This is a genomic window from Paenibacillus sp. FSL H7-0323 (genome assembly GCF_038002725.1).
GTDB classification, from domain to species: Bacteria; Bacillota; Bacilli; order Paenibacillales; family Paenibacillaceae; genus Paenibacillus_AQ; species Paenibacillus_AQ odorifer.
Genome location: NZ_JBBODB010000001.1, coordinates 1,292,684 through 1,310,687 on the forward strand (window position 1 = coordinate 1,292,684; position 18,004 = coordinate 1,310,687).

An 18,004-nucleotide genomic window follows, 5' to 3' on the forward strand; every position below is an offset into this window, starting at 1 on the left:
GGAGGGAGAATATGACTTTTTCATTGATGGACCGAATGTTGCCTGCTCCTTTGAACGGAGGGTTCCGCATGGAGGATTGGTGGGTGTGGTGTGGATCAGCTGTGCATGGCGAGGATGGGCGTTTTCATTTATTTGCATCCCGTTGGCCGAAGTGGCTGCCGATGCATCCGGGATGGTTACTTCGCTCAGAAATTGTCCGCGCATCTGCCGATAACGCGGAAGGACCCTATACGTACCAAGAAACCGTACTACCCGCAAGGGGAGCGGAATACTGGGACGGACGAAGCACCCATAATCCGCATATCCTTCGTTATGGTGATAAGTATCTGTTGTATTATATGGGTTCCACTCATCCATTCGCTGAGCCGCAGCCTAATGAAACAGTGGAATTTGACGACTATCGGGTGATTGCCGCTCGTGCCAACAAACGTGTTGGCTTAGCTATAGCCGACAGTGTATTCGGACCATGGATAAGGATGGACGCACCTATTCTGCCTACACGTCCGGGCAGGTTCGACAGTTTCCTCACATCCAATCCGGCTCCTTGTATCCGCGAAGATGGCTCCTTGCTATTGGTATATAAAGCCCGCAAATATGAGGGCAATTCCTATGGACAGATGACGCTTGGCATTGCCGGTTCACCTAAGGACGAAGGGCCATATAGAGTAATTAACAACGCACCGCTGTTTCCAGCAGAGCGGTCTCATATTGAAGATCCATTTATCTGGCGGTCCGCGAACGGGTACCAAATGATCGCCAAGGATATGGATGGCCGGATATGTGGAGAAAAGCACGGTGGGATATTTGCATCATCTACGGATGGAACCGACTGGCAGCTGGCTGATTCAACGCAATCGTATTCCCGACGGGTACTCTGGGAGGACGGCACAGAGCAGTGGATGGGCAGCTTTGAACGTCCGTTCCTATTATTTCAGGAAGGGGTTCCTACCCATTTATTCGCTGCAGTAGCAGATGGACCGGGAGGGTTCCGAAATGCGAAGCACACTTGGAATATGGTCATTCCACTACGGACAACGTTTTAAAAAATTGAATTTCATAAATATCATCAGTGTTAACAGGAGGAACTGAAATGGGTGAAGTAATACCAACTCAACAAACTCGCGAACTGCTAATTTCGGAGTCTACTCTGGAATGGGCGGATGGCGCATGGCAACAAATTGTAAATAAAGTGGAAAAGACTAGTAAGCGAATTGGTGTTAGTTTTCCGCATGCCTCCGTGAGCGGAGTATACGATAACATGCGTCCATCGTGGTGGACAGCAGGGTTCTGGCCGGGTATTATGTGGCAGATTGCCGCAGAAGGTAATCATCCGGCGCTGCAAGAAATCGCCGAGCAAATTGAAGAGAAATTGGATGAACCTCTTTATTCCCTTACCGTACATCATGATGCTGGTTTTATATGGACACTCTCAGCTTTGGCCAATTACCGAGTGACTGGTAATGAACGCTCCAAGCAGCGCGGGTTGATGGCTGCTGCTCAACTGGCCAGCCGCTTTAACCTGAAAGGGTCATTTATCAGAGCCTGGCATGACACGGAGAAGATAAACCGGGCGGGATGGTCCATCATTGATACTGTAATGAATCTGCCCTTACTATACTGGGCATCGGAAGTTACAGAGGATCCGCGTTTCCGGCATATCGCCGCTGCGCATGCGGAAACGGTAGTTGAGCATTTTTTACGTCCGGATGGATCAAGTTATCATATTCTGGAGTTCAACCCGGAATCAGGCGAAAAAATCGGCGCTATGGCCGGCCAAGGTTATGCGGAAGAATCCGCTTGGGCACGGGGCAGCGCATGGATGATTTACGGTCTTACTTTGTCTTTTCACTATACCGGAGAGAATAAGTTTCTAACGGGAGCTAAAAGAGCTGCGCACTTCTTCTTAGCTAATCTTCCGGAGGATCATGTACCTCACTGGGATTTCAGGGCACCTGATGCAGGCGAAAAGCCGCGTGATACCTCTGCTGGTGCATGTGCGGCATGTGGCTTGATTGAGCTGGCAAAGATCGTACCACAGGCGGAAGCCTCTTTTTACCTGCGAGCCGCAGAACAAATCGTTCGCTCACTTTATGAGAATTATGGGACTTGGGACATTCCGGAAGAGGAGGGTTTGATTCTTTCTGGAACATCCAATCTTCCAGGGGGTGTGCACATTGATACGCCACTGATCTATGGCGATTATTTCTTCGTCGAGGCTGTATCTAAACTCCGCGGAGCCGTTCTTCAGTTATGGTAAGGAACGGAAAAACAACAGAAAACCTTCTCGATGATCCGTATAGTATACAGTCGGTCGAAACTCCGATAGATAACGAGCAGGCTCGGCGTATGGAATGGTGGCAGGAAGCCAGGCTCGGCTTGTTTATTCACTGGGGCCCTTATGCCCTGCCTGCGGGTGAATGGAAGGGAAAAGAAATACAAGCTTCTTACAGTGAGCATATTATGCTACGCGCGAAGATCCCAGTGGCTGAATATGAGGAAATGGCCGCAGCGTTCAATCCATCAGCTTTTGATGCAATGAAGTGGGTACGGACTGCCAAGCGTGCTGGCCTAAAATATATCATCTTTACAGCTAAACATCACGACGGCTTCGCGATGTATGACTCAAGTGTATCCGAATATTCGATCGTCAAGCACACCTCATTGGGCCGTGATCCCCTTCGGGAACTAATGGAGGCATGTCGTGCGGAAAAAATGGTACTCGGAATTTACTACTCTCATGCGATGGATTGGCATGATCCAGACTCTCAAGGGAATACCTGGGATTATCCACTGAATATCGGCGCTTACGATGACGTTCAAACGTGGATAAATGATACCGATAAACGCACACGCTTTGAACGATATTTGCACAGCAAATCAATCCCTCAAGTCCGTGAGCTGCTGACGGACTACGGCAAAGTTGGTTTAATTTGGTTTGATTGCGGAGGCAAACTGACCCGTGAGCAAGGAGAAGCGTTTTTGGCGGCGGTTCATGCAATTCAGCCAGAATGTTTGGTCAATAGCAGAGTATGGAAAGCACCACTTGGAGATTATTCAAATACATCTGATAATCAACTTACGACTCGTAACCTTGGTAAGTACTGGGAGAATATTATTACGTTAAACGACTCATGGGGGTATAAGAGATCCGATCACCATTGGAAATCCCCTGTAACTATCATCCGCCAGATCATCGATGTTGTAAGTAAAAATGGAAATCTGGTAATCAATATCGGCCCAACAGCAACAGGGGAATGGGATCCGGTATCCGAATCCATTTTGCTTGATGTAGGAGATTGGTTAAATACCAATGGGGATAGCATTTACGGTGCTGGAGAATCGCCCACAGCCAAACCGTCATGGGGCAGATGCACTCTGAAAGGAAACACATTATATCTGCATGTTTTCGATCTTAAGAAGAGAAATAAGCTAATCGTCCCCGGTCTGAAGACCGCTGTTCAAAAGGTATTTGCTTTAGATGGAGGGGAGGAGCTGATTTTCACAAAGCTATCTGAGCAGGATCTGGAAGTCGAACTCCCCAGCTTACCGAACTTTGCCGAAAATTCTAACAACATGCCGCTGGTCATCGCAATTGTCTGTGCAGAACCTGTAGAAGGTAATCCAATCCGATTATTGGAATTTGGAGAAGATACCTTACAAGAATTAGGGGTATTTGAAAGTGAGATCGTTGGTCCAACCCTCCGTTACGATACAGGAAAAAAAGACCATGATAATCTGTTGGACTGGAAGGATAGAGAGGATACCGCAATTTGGCATGTCCGGACATTAGGTCCGGTAAGATTTCAGGTTAGTATCGAATATCGCAGCGAAGAAGGAGAGAATGGTGGTGGCGGAGTCTACCTCATCAAGGCAGCGGATCAAATTTTACAAGCTAAAGTTCATTCTACTGATGGGGTGAGTAATTTTCAAAGCTTTCAAGTAGGTGAGCTGTATTTCCCCACGGCAGGAGAATATACGATTCAATTGCAGGCAGAGCGTATTACAGGGGGGTATTTGATGCAGCCTAGATGTTTAAAACTACTGCAACTATGAGATTTTTATATTGAAATAATGCAAAAGAACTCAAATCACTTGGGTTCTTTTTTTTTGTTGATTTAAGGAATGTTGTTGACATATTGCCCTCGGGTAAATATATTGTATATAAGAATAAAAGTTTACCTAGGGAAACAAATTGGATCAAAGGAATCATTGTTTCTATTGGGAAATAAATTAACAGGATGAACAGAACAGTGCTACATATGAACTTAACAGAGATAAGGAGTTTTTTTATGATTGAAATCAGAAACCTAAACGTAGATTATTTCGGTAATTCTGCACTAGAAAATGTAAATATTGATATCCCCTTTGGGTATACAATCGGAATTATCGGACCAAATGGTGCGGGAAAATCTACATTCATCAAGTCATTGTTAGAGGTGATAAAGAAGAGAACAGGATCAGTTATGGTGGAAGGAAAAGATATTTCTGAGTACAAACGGAAGATCGCATATGTGCCGCAAAAGAATGACATTGATCTTTCTTTTCCAATCACGGTAAGGGATACAGTGCTGACTGGAACTTACCCAAATTTGCGAATCTTCCAGCGTCCCGGAAAAACAGAGCGGCAAAGAGTCGAGGAATGTATGGCGATGGTGGATATAAGTGATCTTGCGAATAAACAAATCAGCAATCTGTCCGGGGGACAACTCCAAAGAGTTTTTATCGCCAGGGCGCTTGCACAACAAGCAAATGTATTTTTTTTAGATGAACCTTTTGTAGGCATAGATTTAGTCAGTGAGAAAATCATTGTAAAGCTGCTAAAACAACTTCGCGAAGAAGGAAAAACCATACTCATCGTTCATCACGATTTGCATGAGGTCGAAGAATATTTTGACAAAGTCATCATTCTCAATAAGAAATTAATTGCTTTTGGTGACGTTAAAGACACCTTTACGCCAGAGAATATCCTCAGCGCCTATGGTGCCTCCTTAGGTAATCTGGTGATCAAAGGGATGGGGGTGACAGATCATGATTGATTATTTCTCAGGAGTATTAAACATTCCGATATATGCACTTAACGCGGGATTATCTGCTATCATTCTTGGAATTGTATCAGGGGTTTTAGGAAGCTTTATTGTACTTAGAAAGATGTCATTAATGGGAGATGCGTTATCACATGCGGTGTTACCCGGGGTGGCATTATCTTATATCTTAGGCATCAACATTCTTCTTGGAGCTTCACTATTTGGACTATTAGCAGCGGTTCTCATTCAATTTATTACAAGTCGCAGCAATATTAAAAGTGACACCTCTATCGGCATTATTCTCAGCTCATTTTTTGCGCTAGGTATCGTCCTAATTACTTTTGCCAAAAGCGGGCTTGATCTAACTCACATTCTGTTTGGTAATATTCTGGCCGTCCCACAGTCGGAGTTAATGCAATCCTTTATTATTATGATTGTTGTTATTGCCATCATTTCATTGCTGTATAAAGAGCTTTTAATGAGTTCGTTTGATCCGGTTGTTTCCAAAGCCTATGGGTTAAAAACAGGGTTCTATCATTATTTATTGATGATGCTCCTATCTGTGGTTACCGTATCTTCGTTATCTCAAGTAGGAATTGTGCTTGTGATTGCAATGCTGGTTATTCCGGCTGCTACATCCTATCTCTGGACGAATAAGCTGTTCCACATGATTATCCTGGCTTCTACAATTGGCGCTGTATCAGGGATTATAGGTGTAATTGTAAGCTTTAAATTCAATTTACCTACAAGTGCCACGATTGTTCTGGCCGGCGTAAGCATGTTCGGAATTTCATTTATAATCTCACCCAAAAATAATTTTTTCAGGAAAGGGTTGAAACAAGGATGAAGACCATAAAAATACTCTCTTTGACAATGTTTATCGTACTTCTTACCGCATGCTCAAAGATTAGTGAAGGAGATGCAGACCATGATAAGCTGCAGATTGTTGCAACATACTCCATTATCGCTGATATGACCGAAAACATTGTAGGGGAGAAAGCTGAAGTTTACAGTATGGTACCCATCGGAACAGATCCGCATATGTACGATCCATTACCCAAGGATACAAGTAAGGTTTCTAGCGCAGATTTAGTGTTTTATAACGGTTTGAACCTAGAAACAGGTAAGGGGTGGTTTCAAGATCTTCTAGATGTGACTAATAAAAAGGATGTTACTTTTGCAGTCTCAGATGAAGTATCTCCAATGTACCTAACAGAAAAAGGAAAAGAAACACAGGTAGATCCTCATGCCTGGCTGGATATTCAGAATTCAATAAAATATGTAGATATCATCACAAAACGTGTAATCGAAAAGGATCCCGACAACAAAGAATTTTATCTTAATAATCAATCGGAATATGTTAAGAAACTGAATGAATTGGATCAATATGCAAAAGAAGCAGTCGAAAAAATTCCACAAGAGAAACGTATCCTTGTTACCAGCGAAGGAGCATTCAAATATTTTTCCAAAGCTTACGGATTTGAATCAGCTTTTATCTGGGAGATCAATACGGATAGTCAAGGAACGCCTGAACAAATGAAAAACATAATTAAGATCATTGATGAAAATCAAGTGCCTGCATTATTTCTGGAAACTAGCGTAAATCCAAAAACAATGGAAACCATCGCAAATGAAACGGGAGTACCGATACACTCTAAGATTTTCACCGATTCTTTAGCTAAGAAGGGCGAAGAGGGCGACACATACATTAAGATGATCAAATGGAATATTGATAAAGTTATAGAAGGTTTATCTCAATCCTAAATGCCTGGCTCCAAGCTTATATCAACCGACAGAAGGTTCAGTTTACAGCTGATTCCTATGTCGGTTTTTTATTGAATAAAATCTATATTCGAGCCTCGAAATATTACGTTTACGCCTTGGGATAACCTGCTACAGGAAATATCTTCTTGTCTACTTTTCAAAAAAATCTTGGTAAGGTAGAGGCTAACACTTAATAAGAGGTGAAGAGTTGTCATGATTAAGAAACACTGTTTGTTCTGTGATGAGATTGTTTCCATTGAACCAGAAGGCGATAACGATAGATATATAGGCTGTTCTTGTTCACCAGGCGGGTTTTATAGTCTACGTAGAGACAGCTACGAACCCATTAATTCGCTCCCGCATCAAAAGAAACGCGACATGCTTCATGTAGTATCTGCTTACATACGTGAGCTGACTGATTGTGATGAAAAGATCACTATATCTGCTGATGATTTAGAGTCCATTGTAAATTCACCAAAAATACCTGTCAGCATTGAAGATAAAGGAAACCGTCTACTGCAATATTTATATAGACATTCTGAAGGCCCGGGGGAAGCGGTTGTCATTCAACCCCTCTCTAGCAGCTATAACTTGACGTATTCTCCCAATCTGCAAGAGCTGGTATACATCATAGACAAGTTGATAAGTGATCAGCTTCTGATCAGGGAAGGCATGACCTTTAAGCTTACTGAAACCGGCTGGAATGAAGCTGCGGAAAGCGCTGGAGGTAAAAAACTAAAACCTTGTCTCGTGCTCGTGTCGGATGAAGAAAATTTGTCTACAACATGGTTGGAGAAGTTATTGCCCAAAATAGAGCAGTGTGGTTTCCTGCCGCGCTTATTAACACATACGAAAACTCAAAACGGCGAAAAATACGAGTTGGATCAAATCGCAGAAAGCAAACTGATTATCGCAGATTTAACGGGGCAATCCCCAGAGGTGTATTTTTCAGCGGGATATGCACTTGGTTTAAACATACCCGTATTATGGACCGTAAACAGTATTGAGGCGGATAAACTTTTTGTACAGCTTAAGGATATTCGTCCTATTGTGTGGGATTCAGCGGAAGAGCTAGCAATTATACTGCAGCAGAAGTTGAGTTAACCCGCAAATTTCTTGTCATGACTCGTCAAACGAAGCTGGAATTTAAACAGGTGTCTTCTTAAATGAGGACGCCTGTTTCGTATGTTACTGTAAGAACACTATCAAATTTTCTTAGGAAGTGATATTGTAACCGATATAAAAAAATGAGCAAATGTATGTAAATGTATGCTTCAGTTAATATTAGCTCATATTCATACTCTGGATAAGAAAGAGGGATACAATTGTTTTCAAAACGGCAAAAAGAAATACTTTTATACTTAATTAATTCTAATCAACCTGTCACAGCTGCATGGATTTCTAAGGAACTGAATGTTAGCGATCGAACGATCCGTAATGATTTGAAAGAGTTACAAAATATATCCGCCATAGTAGGACTAAAAATAGAGTTAATTCGTGGGAAGGGCTTCGTTGTAAGAGTCTTCGATAAAGATATATTTTCCCAAAAATTAAATGAGTTAACTAATGATAAAATCAATCCTTCTACAGTAGACTTTTCTGAACAAGATAATAGGGTTCTTTATTTGTTGAGTCGGTTTTTATTAGAAAATAAGTATATCAAGTTAGCCACTATTGAAGATGAGATGTTTGTATCTAAATCGACAATCCAAAACGATCTAAAAGAAGTGCGTAAGATACTGGAAAAATACAACCTGAATTTAGTTAATCGGCCTCATTATGGCCTGTTTATAGAGGGCGATGAATTTAAGAAACGAATATGTTTGTCTAATTTTTTATACAAAAGAGAAGAAAACTCCGATCCAACTTTCGATAACTTTACTTTGTTTGACAAAGAGGTATACACGAAAATCAAAGAAATAATCATCGGCAAAGTAAATAAATACAAAATTGAGATTTCAGATATTTCCTTGGAAAACCTCGCTATTCACTTAATAATAGCTTGTAAACGTATCGAAGAGGGATTTTTAATCGAACAACCGTCGGTAAATCTTATGGAAGAGTATCCTTTTGAAAAAATTGTTGCCCATGAAATTGTTAAAGACATAGAAGATTTCACGGATCTGCTCTTTTCCGATTCAGAGATTAATTATATTATCATCCATTTGGTTGGAACAAAATTGCTGCCGAAAGAAAATCTAACGGAGTACAGTAAGTTCGATGAAGTGGACTCCATTGTCAGCTGTATTTTGAAAAGTTTACAAACTGAGTTGAATTGGGATTTTGGCCATGACCATGAATTTATTCAAGCCCTGACCCTTCACATTAGGCCTGCGATGAATAGATTAAGATACAACATGAATTTTAGAAATCCTCTGTTAAATGATATTAAGACGAGTTTTCCAGCCGCATTCGAAGGAGCACTTATTGCGAGTAAATGTATTAATTACTATTTGGATTTAGAAGTTGGAGAACATGAAGTTGCTTACATTGCTTTGCACATTGGGGTTGCTTTAGAAAGAATGAAAAATAAAAACAAAAAAATAAAACGAGTTATTCTTGTATGTGCGTCTGGTGTTGGAAGTGCCAAATTACTTTATTACCGATTGATCAATTCATTTGAGAATCTATTGCAGATTGTAGACACAATTAGTTTTTACAAATTAGCAGAAACGGACCTATCCTCGATTGATTTTATTATCAGTACAGTTCCGATCAATGAAGATATAGGTATTCCCGTCTATGTTGTAAATACCTTTCTAGAAGCTAAAGACCTCAAAAGAATCAAGGACGTCTTACTGTCTTCAGAACAGGTGGCAGAAACTCATTCTTACCTTGACGCATCTAGAGTATTCGTGAAAAAAGAATTTACCACAAAGGAAAGTGTGATTCATTTTTTAAGCAATGAGCTAACAAAACAAGGACTTGTACCAGAGCATTATGAATCCTTAGTAGTTGAAAGAGAGTCCTATGCACCCACTAGTTTTGGAAATCTTGTCGCTGTTCCACATCCTTCACTTCCTGTTACCTCGGAAACCTTTTGGACAATCTGTACGTTAAAACGTCCTATTCGATGGAATGATAAGCAAATGGTGCAATTAATTTGTTTATTAAACATTAAAGAAGGAAACAATGTCGACCTAGATAAAATGTATAAAAAGCTAGGATCATTGATAGAGGATAAAGAGATTGTTGTGCAGATCCTTGCTAAGGACTCTGTGGAAGAAATTATACAATTACTAAACTAGAGTGAGTGAGAAATTAGGTACTGCCTTACTATTTGCAATGTAACCGTTTCCTGTTGATTTGGAAAAAGGTTAGCTTAAAAAGAAAGCGATTTAAGTTTACACTAAAGGTGTTCAATAAATGATAATTTTAGGGGGAAGTCAATATGAATACAATTATGTTAGTGTGTTCAGCAGGAATGAGTACAAGCCTTTTAGTAACAAAAATGCAGAAGGTTGTTGAAGAAAAAGGGTTGGATGTCGATGTTTTTGCTAAATCAGCATCTGAAATTGATATTACTTTGCAAGAGAAAAAGGTTGATGTCTTATTGTTAGGACCTCAGGTGAAATATATGAAAAAGCAATTAGAAACAAGATTAGCAGATAAAAACATTCCTATAGAAGCTATTGATATGTTGAATTACGGAATGATGAACGGTGAAAAAGTACTTGAACAAGCCTTGCAATTAATTGAAAGTAAATAGAGATAAGAGAGGAGTAGAGAGAAATGGTAGATGAAGTGAAAGAGGAATACTATACTGTGGCTTTTAACATTATCAGTAATGTAGGCGCAGCTAAAAGCTTAGTAATGGAGGCGCTTTACGCAGCCAAAGAGGGAGAATTTAAAGAGGCACAAGAAAAATTAGAAGAATCAAAGCAATTTTTTAGAGAAGGTCATAAAATGCATAAATCATTAATCAAAAGAGAAGCAAATGGCGAACAGCTTCAATTCTCACTGATCCTTATGCATGCTGAAGACCAACTAATGAGTGTAGAGACCATTTCTTTACTTGTTACGGAAATCATTGAACTTTATAAGCTTTCAAAATAGGATCAAAAAGAAGTGGCATCGCAATAAGAAAATACTTCTTCGGGAGCGTGCAAGAAACTATGGATAAAATAACGAAATTTTTAGAAGATAAGGTAATGCCAGTTGCAGGTAAAATCTCTGGTCAGCGGCATTTACAAGCGCTTCGCGATGCAATGGTTTTAACTATCCCGTTTATTATTATCGGTTCCATTTTTTTAATCTTAGCAAACCTGCCAATTCCAGCCTATTTAGATTTCTTGGTCGCCCATCCAAATATCAAAACAGCTTTACTATATCCGTACAATGGTACATTTAACCTTGTCGCATTAGTTGCAACATTTGCCGTGGGATATAGACTAGCAGAGAGCTATAAAGTGGATCCGCTTTCTTCAGGGGCTGTGGCATTATGTTCATATTTTGTAGTCACTCCATCAACTTCTTTCACAGTAGATGATGTTGTCACAAAAGCAATGAACGTGAATTATTTTTCGAGTCAAGGTTTATTTGTAGGATTGTTAACCGCAATCTTCGCAACAGAAATATATCGCAGAATCGTACAAAAAAATATAGTTATTAAAATGCCGGATGGTGTGCCGCCAACAGTTGCTAAATCCTTTACAGCGATTATTCCTGGTTTCTTTGTTATCGTGAGTGTCTGGGGAGTTCGCCTACTTGTTGAGAACTTTACTGGTTTTGATAACGTGCATACCATTGTTGCCAAGCTTCTTCAACAACCATTAACCACTGTTGGAACAAGCTTAGCGGGAACAATTGTTGTGTTCTTGTTAATCAACTTATTATGGGCAATCGGATTACATGGTTCCACCATTGTAGGTTCTGTCATGTTGCCTATCTGGTTGCAATTGACCTCAGAAAATGCTGCAGCCTACGCAGCGGGTTCACCCGTCCATAATATTGTTACAGCAGAATTCAGATATCTTATCTTTATCGGTGGATCTGGTGCAACTCTAGGACTAACGATTGCTATGTTATTCTTTGCGAAGAGCAAACAGCTGAAACAAATGGGTCGACTGACGATTGGACCAGGACTATTTAATATCAATGAGCCGTTAATCTTTGGGATGCCTATCGTATTAAACCCAATGATGTTAATCCCATTTCTTATAACACCGATTGTTACTGTTTTGATAACCTATCTCTCCATGGATTTTGGATTAGTAGCGTTGCCAATAGGTGTACTGCCACCGGGAACAATGCCATTAATTATCGGCGGATATTTGATGACAGGTAGTATCTCGGGAATGATCTTACAAATTGTACTGTTTGCAGTAGCGTTTATTATTTACTATCCGTTCTTTAGAATAATGGATAATCAAAAATATAAAGAAGAACAAGATGCCCTTATCCAACAGGTTTAATCCGTAGCATATGTTTTATTTAACAACAAGGAGGGTTTACACATGTTTGAATTGAAAACGACATTTCCAGAAAACTTTTTATGGGGAGGAGCAGCAGCTGCCAATCAACTAGAAGGAGCAAGTAATGTTGGCGGTAAAGGGCTTTCTCTAGCAGATGTATATATTTTTGACGAAAACACCCCTAAAAAAAACTGGTCTGACCAGTGGCACCTCATGACTCATAAACAAATAGAAGAAGCACAAGATCCCGCAAGTGAAAAGTATTATCCCAAAAGACATGGGGTGGATTTTTATCACCACTATAAAGAAGATATTGCTTTATTGGCCGAAATGGGTTTTAAAGCCTTCCGTATGTCCATTGCTTGGACTCGTATTTTTCCAAATGGGGATGAATTAATCCCTAATGAAGAAGGTCTTGCATTTTATGATCGTGTGTTTGATGAATTGAACAAATATGGAATTGAGCCTATTGTTACTTTATCCCATTATGAAATGCCACTTCATCTAACAACTAAGTATGGAGGTTGGGTGAACCGGAAAGTTATAGATTTCTTTGTTCGCTATGCAACCACTGTAGCTGAAAGATACAAGCATAAAGTGAAATATTGGATGACTTTTAATGAAATTAACTGTGTAGTACACCACCAATATGTAAGTTTAGGGGTTATCGAAGAAAATCACCCGAATATTGAACAAGCAATGTTTCAAGGAGCGCATCATCAATTTGTCGCAAGTGCACTTGCAACCAAAGCGTGTAAAGAAAGTAATCCTCAAGCAATGGTTGGATGTATGGTTAGTTATCAACTTCTTGTTCCTTATAGCTGTGATCCTGACGACGTTCAAGCCACAGTTGATAAACAACGTACCTCTTTATTCTTTACTGATGTTCAAGCGAGAGGTTACTATCCGGCTTATACCGCTCGAATGTTTGCAGAAAAAAATATAGTTTTGAAAACAGAGCCCGAGGATGAACAAATCATGAAAGACTATCCAGTGGATTATGTATCCTTTAGCTACTATATGTCTGGTGCAGTCAGTGCACATCCAGAAAAGATAGAAGGCGCAGAAGGGAATTTGCTTACAGGCGGAGTGAAAAATCCTTATTTACCATCGAGTGATTGGGGTTGGCAGATTGATCCTAAGGGTTTACGAACTGCAATAAACCAATTGTATGACCTCTATCAAAAGCCGGTACTTGTTGCAGAGAATGGCCTAGGTGCCTTAGACGTATTACAAGAAGGCGATGTTATAGAGGATGATTACCGAATTGATTATTTAAAAGAACATATTAAGCAAATAAAAGAAGCCATTGCAGATGGTGTAGATGTAATGGGCTACACAAGCTGGGGTTGCATAGATATGGTGAGTGCAGGAACAAATCAAATGTCCAAACGTTATGGTTACATTTATGTGGACCAAGATGATATGGGCAGAGGTACAAAACGTCGTATAAAGAAAAAATCATTTTATTGGTACAAAAATGTTATCGCTACTAATGGAGAACAATTAGATTAATTATTAAATCGTACAACGAAATGATTTATCTGGAGGCATTATCAAAAGCAGTCCTATGCTGGACTCGCTTTTGGTAATGCTTTTTTTACTGAATTGTTGACATGTGACCATTTGGTGTCTTATAATCAATTAGACACCAAATGGTGTCCTATTAATTAATAATGATGGATACTAGGTGACATTACAGGAAATATTACGGAAAAGGTGGGGGTGGTTGTGAGCGACAATAGTCAAGTGAGAGATGTTTATGACGCTGTTGCGGATCCAACAAGACGAAAACTTCTTCAAATTCTGGCTGATGTTGATGAATTACCTCTGTATGAGATAACGATTCATTTTGAAATGGGTCGTACAGCCGTTTCGAAGCATTTAAATATACTTAAAGATGCTGGTCTCGTAATTGCTCGAAAGGTTGGCAGAGAGACGAGGTATCGGTTGAATGCCAATCCATTGAAAGAAATTCAAGATTGGGTATCTTTTTATGAAGGATTCTGGAAACAAAGAATTGATAAATTAAAACTTATATTGGAGGAATAACTATGAAACCAGATGTATCATTAGATTTTCAATTTACAAGTTCGATCGAGAAGGTATGGAATGCTTTAACGGATTCGGATACGCTTGCGAAATGGATCTGGAGTAATGATTTTAAACCCGTCGTTGGTCATAAATTTCAATTCCGTGCTGAGCCAAATGAATGGTGGGATGGAATTGTAGATAGCGAAGTACTCGTCGTGGATGAGCCGCATACGTTATCTTATACTTGGAATAGTGCGGGAGAAAGTACAACTGTTACTTGGACTTTGAGTCAAGATTCAGAGGGGAAGGTTAATCTCCATTTAGATCAATCAGGATTTAGTGAAGAGACGAAAGCCCGCCAAGGAGCCATCGAAGGTGCTAAATATGCTTGGACAAATATGGGTGGTCAGCTCGAAAAGGTATTAGCAGAATTATAATTTCAAGAATAGGGCGCTTTTCTGGAACAAGGAAAGTGCCCTTTTTAATGGAATAAATCATGGCAATACTAGATGAAGAGAATGGAGATGAGATGAGCTTACTATGAAAATAAATCAATTAATTGCGAACAATATTAACAGATTAGAAACGGTACTGCCAGTTGATGAGTCGTTAGGAATTGCTGGTTTGTCTGGATCTGGTAAAACAACTTTTTGTCAAACGATTGGGGAAGAATCAAAAAAACGTCTCGTTTCCTTACTGCCAAAAGCTGAATACCAGTATTTATTCCCCAATATTATGGAGACTAATTTCAGTGCGATCAAAATGGAAGCAATGCCACTTGTTCTTTTTCTTGGTAGATCATCCATATCTTCAAATCCTCGGTCAACCATTGGAACACATACAGGTGTGTTTACTGAAATCCGTGTCACTCTTGCTGAGCAATATAATCTCTCTCCAGAGGTTTTTTCATTTAATAATGAATTGGGTTGGTGTCCTGATTGTAAGGGTCGTGGAACTACAAAAAATGTCGAGTGTAAAAAGTGTCAGGGGAAACGCTATAATCAAGCAGCTGAACAATATAAAATTGAATTATTGGATCAAGCAAAGAGTATTTCTGATCTAAACGACTTAAGTATAGAGACCATTTTATCACAGGCAGATATTCTAAAAATAAGTGAAGGTAAACAACAAATTCTGAAAAATATAATCAATATGAATATTGGTTATTTAACATTAAATCGTATTATGGGTACATTATCAGGCGGAGAATTAACACGACTTTACTTGGCAGAATTCATGGCAACAAGTGAAAATACCGTGATTATCATTGATGAAATCTCCGTGGGTCTCGATCACCAAACCCTATTGAAGATTTTAGCGGAGATTAAACAGTTGGGATATAAAAATCAAATTTGGCTCATTGACCATTCTGACACCGTGCTGGACACAGCGGATAAACACTTGTTCTTTGGACCTGGCAGTGGCAAATATGGCGGGAAAATTGTTGAAGAATCACCACGTCCTGAGCCCATCAATAGAGAACTAAATCAGGCAGCACCTGCAGAATATTATCAATTTCATGATCTTTATTGTCGTAATATTCAAATGGCCCAAATTCAGATTCCTCAAAATAGACTGGTAACTTTTACAGGTGAGTCCGGATGTGGTAAATCTACACTGGTTAATGAATGTATGGTCAAAGATTTTCTAAAGCGTTATTCCAAAGATAAGCTGGTGATCGTAGGGCAAGATCGAAATCAGTCGATTACCAGTCGCTCGACCGTTGCCACTTTTCTTGATATTAAAAGGAAACTCACAAAGTACAGTGAGGATATTGATGATATTTTTGAGCGCTCGATTGAAGATATTATTGTTGAACTGCCAAATGAGGACATTGCTCATAAAAGACTAAGCTTATTGATCAAGCTTGGACTTGGTTATTTGACGTTGGAGCGAAAAACACAGTCCTTATCCACGGGTGAATTTCAATGTGTCCATTTAGTTTCTGAGCTGTTTGCGGGCTCAAGAAATCCACATACACTTTTTATTTTTGACGAGCCTTCCAAAGGTTTATCACAAAATATTTTAAATCAATTCATTGACAGCATTAGGGACATTCTGCAGGATGAATCTGTCTCCATAATCATGATTGAACATAATTCTTATATGTTAGAGAACTCTGATTTTATCGTTGATTTTGGCAAAAGACAGCTTGCACCTGTGGAGCATCTTGATGTTCTCAGTCATGATGATTATTATCGTCAACAAAATCCTGCTGATAGTTTGGCACCTGCGCACATTTCTTCAACACTCCAGCTACAAAATGGAATTGACTATTTAAAAGAAAGTCAGATCCCCTATTTTAAAAATGCAGAGAACATCTATAAAGGTGGCATCTTAAAAAGCTTATCCTCCATGGCTCGCCTGATTTATGGTGAATATGAATCGGATACGATTGCGCCTGTCATCGCCATTGATCTGGAACGACACTTGTATAGTCAGTTTACTTTCCTTTATGAAATGGGTGGCTTGATCAACCATATTGTGGCAGCGCATCCCACTAATAAAGATACAAAAAGCTTTGATTTCTATCAATCAGACAATCATTGTCCAAGCTGTAAGGGCCGCCGTGTGATTGAAGAATTTGACTTTGATATTGTTCTTCAGGACAAGAACGTACCCTTTTGGGACGGTTCATTACATCCAGATGCGATGGAGATTCTGAAATTCTATCAATTACCAAAAATAAAATTCATCTTTGATGAGTTAAAGAATGAGCTCGGACAGGATATTAGCAAAAGTTATAATGAGATGACAGAAGCTGAAAAACACACCTTTTTATACGGGTATTGGGAAAAGTCCTTCTATGATAAAGCAGCTAAAGCCTCGAGAACTTGGGATGGCTTTAATACCATTATCGGGAACTATATGGTTATCTCGAAATCGATTATTAAAGAGCATATTAAAGCATCCAAAAAAATGATTACCTGTCCAATTTGTCAAGGAACGGTATTAAATCATCATAAAAAGCTTAAATACGGCGACACTGATATTCGTGAGATTATTGGGATGCCCCTTGATCAAGTTATTAGTACTGTTGGCGAATTACAGGTACTAGAAAAAATGAAAGCCATCGTGGGCGGCGATATGGTTTTGACAGAAGAGGTCTCTCTATTACCTAGGGAAACACAAGTCGCTCTAAAAATGCTTGAACTAGAGTTAGGAAGTTTTGCGCAATATGAAATGGTGTTACAAAATGCCCTGCCATTCTGGGACAGCATTAGCGGCAGTATCGAAACCATCAGCATGAAAAACCGGATTACGATCTGTGATTTTGCCAATATCCACGAAACAAGAGAAAATATCATAGATAAGTATTTCACTAATGGAAAATATAAAAAGCTGACTTATGTCTATGAAGCGTTTGGTTACAAAAAAATCGTCACCTTAATTAATAAGGTTAAAGCAAGCCATCCCTGTCCATTCTGTAAAGGAAAAAAAGTTATCTCGGAAGATGGACTTCATGATGGTGTATATAAATTAACTATTCCCTGTGTGAGTTGTTATGCGAGTGGAATCAATGATGAAGGACGTAAGGAAGTCGTTGAAGGTATAGATGTTCAAACTTGGCTAACGGGTAAAGTAAGTGACGTTATTTCTGAAAGCTTAAATATTGAAGCTGTTGCTGATATTCCAATTTTCAATCGTATTCGTGAGTTGAATAAACAAGAGATGATGGCAGTTTACCAATTTCTTGAGCAATAAAGTTTAGTTTTCTTAAAAAGACGATATAGAAAAGAAACGCATCGAGTCTATAGACTCGATGCG

The 18,004-nt window shown here is 39.5% G+C and carries 15 protein-coding genes; all 15 read left to right on the forward strand.

The window, feature by feature from the left end; all coding sequences use genetic code 11:
* Positions 1-11: 11 nt before the first annotated feature.
* The 15 genes from MHH89_RS06095 to MHH89_RS06165 all read left to right on the forward strand — a co-directional run bounded on the left by MHH89_RS06095 (position 12) and on the right by MHH89_RS06165 (position 17,941).
* The gene (locus tag MHH89_RS06095; protein ID WP_341086595.1) at positions 12-1,043 is read left to right on the forward strand and encodes a glycoside hydrolase family protein; all 1,032 of its coding nucleotides are present in this window, start codon (positions 12-14) and stop codon (positions 1,041-1,043) included.
* A 47-nt stretch (positions 1,044-1,090) separates the two neighbouring features.
* Complete coding sequence (locus MHH89_RS06100; protein WP_076306446.1) at positions 1,091-2,257, forward strand: glycoside hydrolase family 88 protein; 1,167 nt, start codon at positions 1,091-1,093, stop codon at positions 2,255-2,257.
* The gene (locus MHH89_RS06105) at positions 2,251-4,053 is read left to right on the forward strand and encodes an alpha-L-fucosidase (RefSeq protein WP_340975979.1); all 1,803 of its coding nucleotides are present in this window, start codon (positions 2,251-2,253) and stop codon (positions 4,051-4,053) included. The genes MHH89_RS06100 and MHH89_RS06105 overlap by 7 nt, the downstream gene beginning before the upstream one ends.
* Positions 4,054-4,292: 239 nt before the next feature.
* On the forward strand, positions 4,293-5,036 hold the full coding sequence (locus MHH89_RS06110; protein WP_305953683.1) for a metal ABC transporter ATP-binding protein: 744 nt from the start codon (positions 4,293-4,295) through the stop codon (positions 5,034-5,036).
* Positions 5,029-5,871 (forward strand): metal ABC transporter permease, encoded by an 843-nt coding sequence (locus tag MHH89_RS06115; RefSeq protein ID WP_341086597.1) that lies wholly within the window; start codon positions 5,029-5,031, stop codon positions 5,869-5,871. Before MHH89_RS06110 ends, MHH89_RS06115 begins: the two co-directional genes overlap by 8 nt.
* Complete coding sequence (locus tag MHH89_RS06120; RefSeq protein WP_341086599.1) at positions 5,868-6,788, forward strand: metal ABC transporter substrate-binding protein; 921 nt, start codon at positions 5,868-5,870, stop codon at positions 6,786-6,788. Before MHH89_RS06115 ends, MHH89_RS06120 begins: the two co-directional genes overlap by 4 nt.
* 213 nt (positions 6,789-7,001) lie before the next feature.
* Complete coding sequence (locus MHH89_RS06125) at positions 7,002-7,892, forward strand: hypothetical protein (protein ID WP_036677862.1); 891 nt, start codon at positions 7,002-7,004, stop codon at positions 7,890-7,892.
* Positions 7,893-8,113: 221 nt separating this feature from the next.
* Entirely contained in the window at positions 8,114-10,036 is a 1,923-nt protein-coding gene (locus MHH89_RS06130; RefSeq protein ID WP_341086601.1) for a BglG family transcription antiterminator, read from the forward strand.
* Positions 10,037-10,179: 143 nt separating this feature from the next.
* The gene (locus MHH89_RS06135; RefSeq protein ID WP_036677859.1) at positions 10,180-10,497 is read left to right on the forward strand and encodes a PTS sugar transporter subunit IIB; all 318 of its coding nucleotides are present in this window, start codon (positions 10,180-10,182) and stop codon (positions 10,495-10,497) included.
* Between the two features lie 23 nt (positions 10,498-10,520).
* Complete coding sequence (locus MHH89_RS06140; RefSeq protein ID WP_051490993.1) at positions 10,521-10,844, forward strand: PTS lactose/cellobiose transporter subunit IIA; 324 nt, start codon at positions 10,521-10,523, stop codon at positions 10,842-10,844.
* A gap of 59 nt (positions 10,845-10,903) precedes the next feature.
* Positions 10,904-12,202: a PTS cellobiose transporter subunit IIC gene (gene celB / locus MHH89_RS06145; protein WP_038571015.1), complete on the forward strand. Its 1,299-nt coding sequence runs from the start codon at positions 10,904-10,906 to the stop codon at positions 12,200-12,202.
* A gap of 42 nt (positions 12,203-12,244) precedes the next feature.
* On the forward strand, positions 12,245-13,717 hold the full coding sequence (locus tag MHH89_RS06150) for a glycoside hydrolase family 1 protein (protein WP_076278465.1): 1,473 nt from the start codon (positions 12,245-12,247) through the stop codon (positions 13,715-13,717).
* 216 nt (positions 13,718-13,933) lie between these two features.
* Entirely contained in the window at positions 13,934-14,254 is a 321-nt protein-coding gene (locus tag MHH89_RS06155) for an ArsR/SmtB family transcription factor (protein ID WP_038571021.1), read from the forward strand.
* Positions 14,255-14,256: 2 nt separating this feature from the next.
* Positions 14,257-14,673, forward strand: coding sequence for an SRPBCC family protein (locus MHH89_RS06160; RefSeq protein WP_076125634.1), 417 nt, complete (start codon positions 14,257-14,259; stop codon positions 14,671-14,673).
* Between the two features lie 103 nt (positions 14,674-14,776).
* A complete protein-coding gene (locus MHH89_RS06165; RefSeq protein ID WP_076280640.1) occupies positions 14,777-17,941 on the forward strand; it encodes an ATP-binding cassette domain-containing protein in 3,165 nt (1,054 codons plus the stop codon).
* Positions 17,942-18,004 lie beyond the last annotated feature (63 nt).

Coding starts and splice junctions, on each gene's coding strand:
- MHH89_RS06095 (WP_341086595.1), top strand. CDS start 12: ATGACTTTTTCATTGATGGACCGAATGTTGCCTGCTCCTTTGAACGGA.
- MHH89_RS06100 (WP_076306446.1), top strand. CDS start 1,091: ATGGGTGAAGTAATACCAACTCAACAAACTCGCGAACTGCTAATTTCG.
- MHH89_RS06105 (WP_340975979.1), top strand. CDS start 2,251: ATGGTAAGGAACGGAAAAACAACAGAAAACCTTCTCGATGATCCGTAT.
- MHH89_RS06115 (WP_341086597.1), top strand. CDS start 5,029: ATGATTGATTATTTCTCAGGAGTATTAAACATTCCGATATATGCACTT.
- MHH89_RS06120 (WP_341086599.1), top strand. CDS start 5,868: ATGAAGACCATAAAAATACTCTCTTTGACAATGTTTATCGTACTTCTT.
- MHH89_RS06125 (WP_036677862.1), top strand. CDS start 7,002: ATGATTAAGAAACACTGTTTGTTCTGTGATGAGATTGTTTCCATTGAA.
- MHH89_RS06135 (WP_036677859.1), top strand. CDS start 10,180: ATGAATACAATTATGTTAGTGTGTTCAGCAGGAATGAGTACAAGCCTT.
- MHH89_RS06140 (WP_051490993.1), top strand. CDS start 10,521: ATGGTAGATGAAGTGAAAGAGGAATACTATACTGTGGCTTTTAACATT.
- celB (WP_038571015.1), top strand. CDS start 10,904: ATGGATAAAATAACGAAATTTTTAGAAGATAAGGTAATGCCAGTTGCA.
- MHH89_RS06150 (WP_076278465.1), top strand. CDS start 12,245: ATGTTTGAATTGAAAACGACATTTCCAGAAAACTTTTTATGGGGAGGA.
- MHH89_RS06160 (WP_076125634.1), top strand. CDS start 14,257: ATGAAACCAGATGTATCATTAGATTTTCAATTTACAAGTTCGATCGAG.
- MHH89_RS06165 (WP_076280640.1), top strand. CDS start 14,777: ATGAAAATAAATCAATTAATTGCGAACAATATTAACAGATTAGAAACG.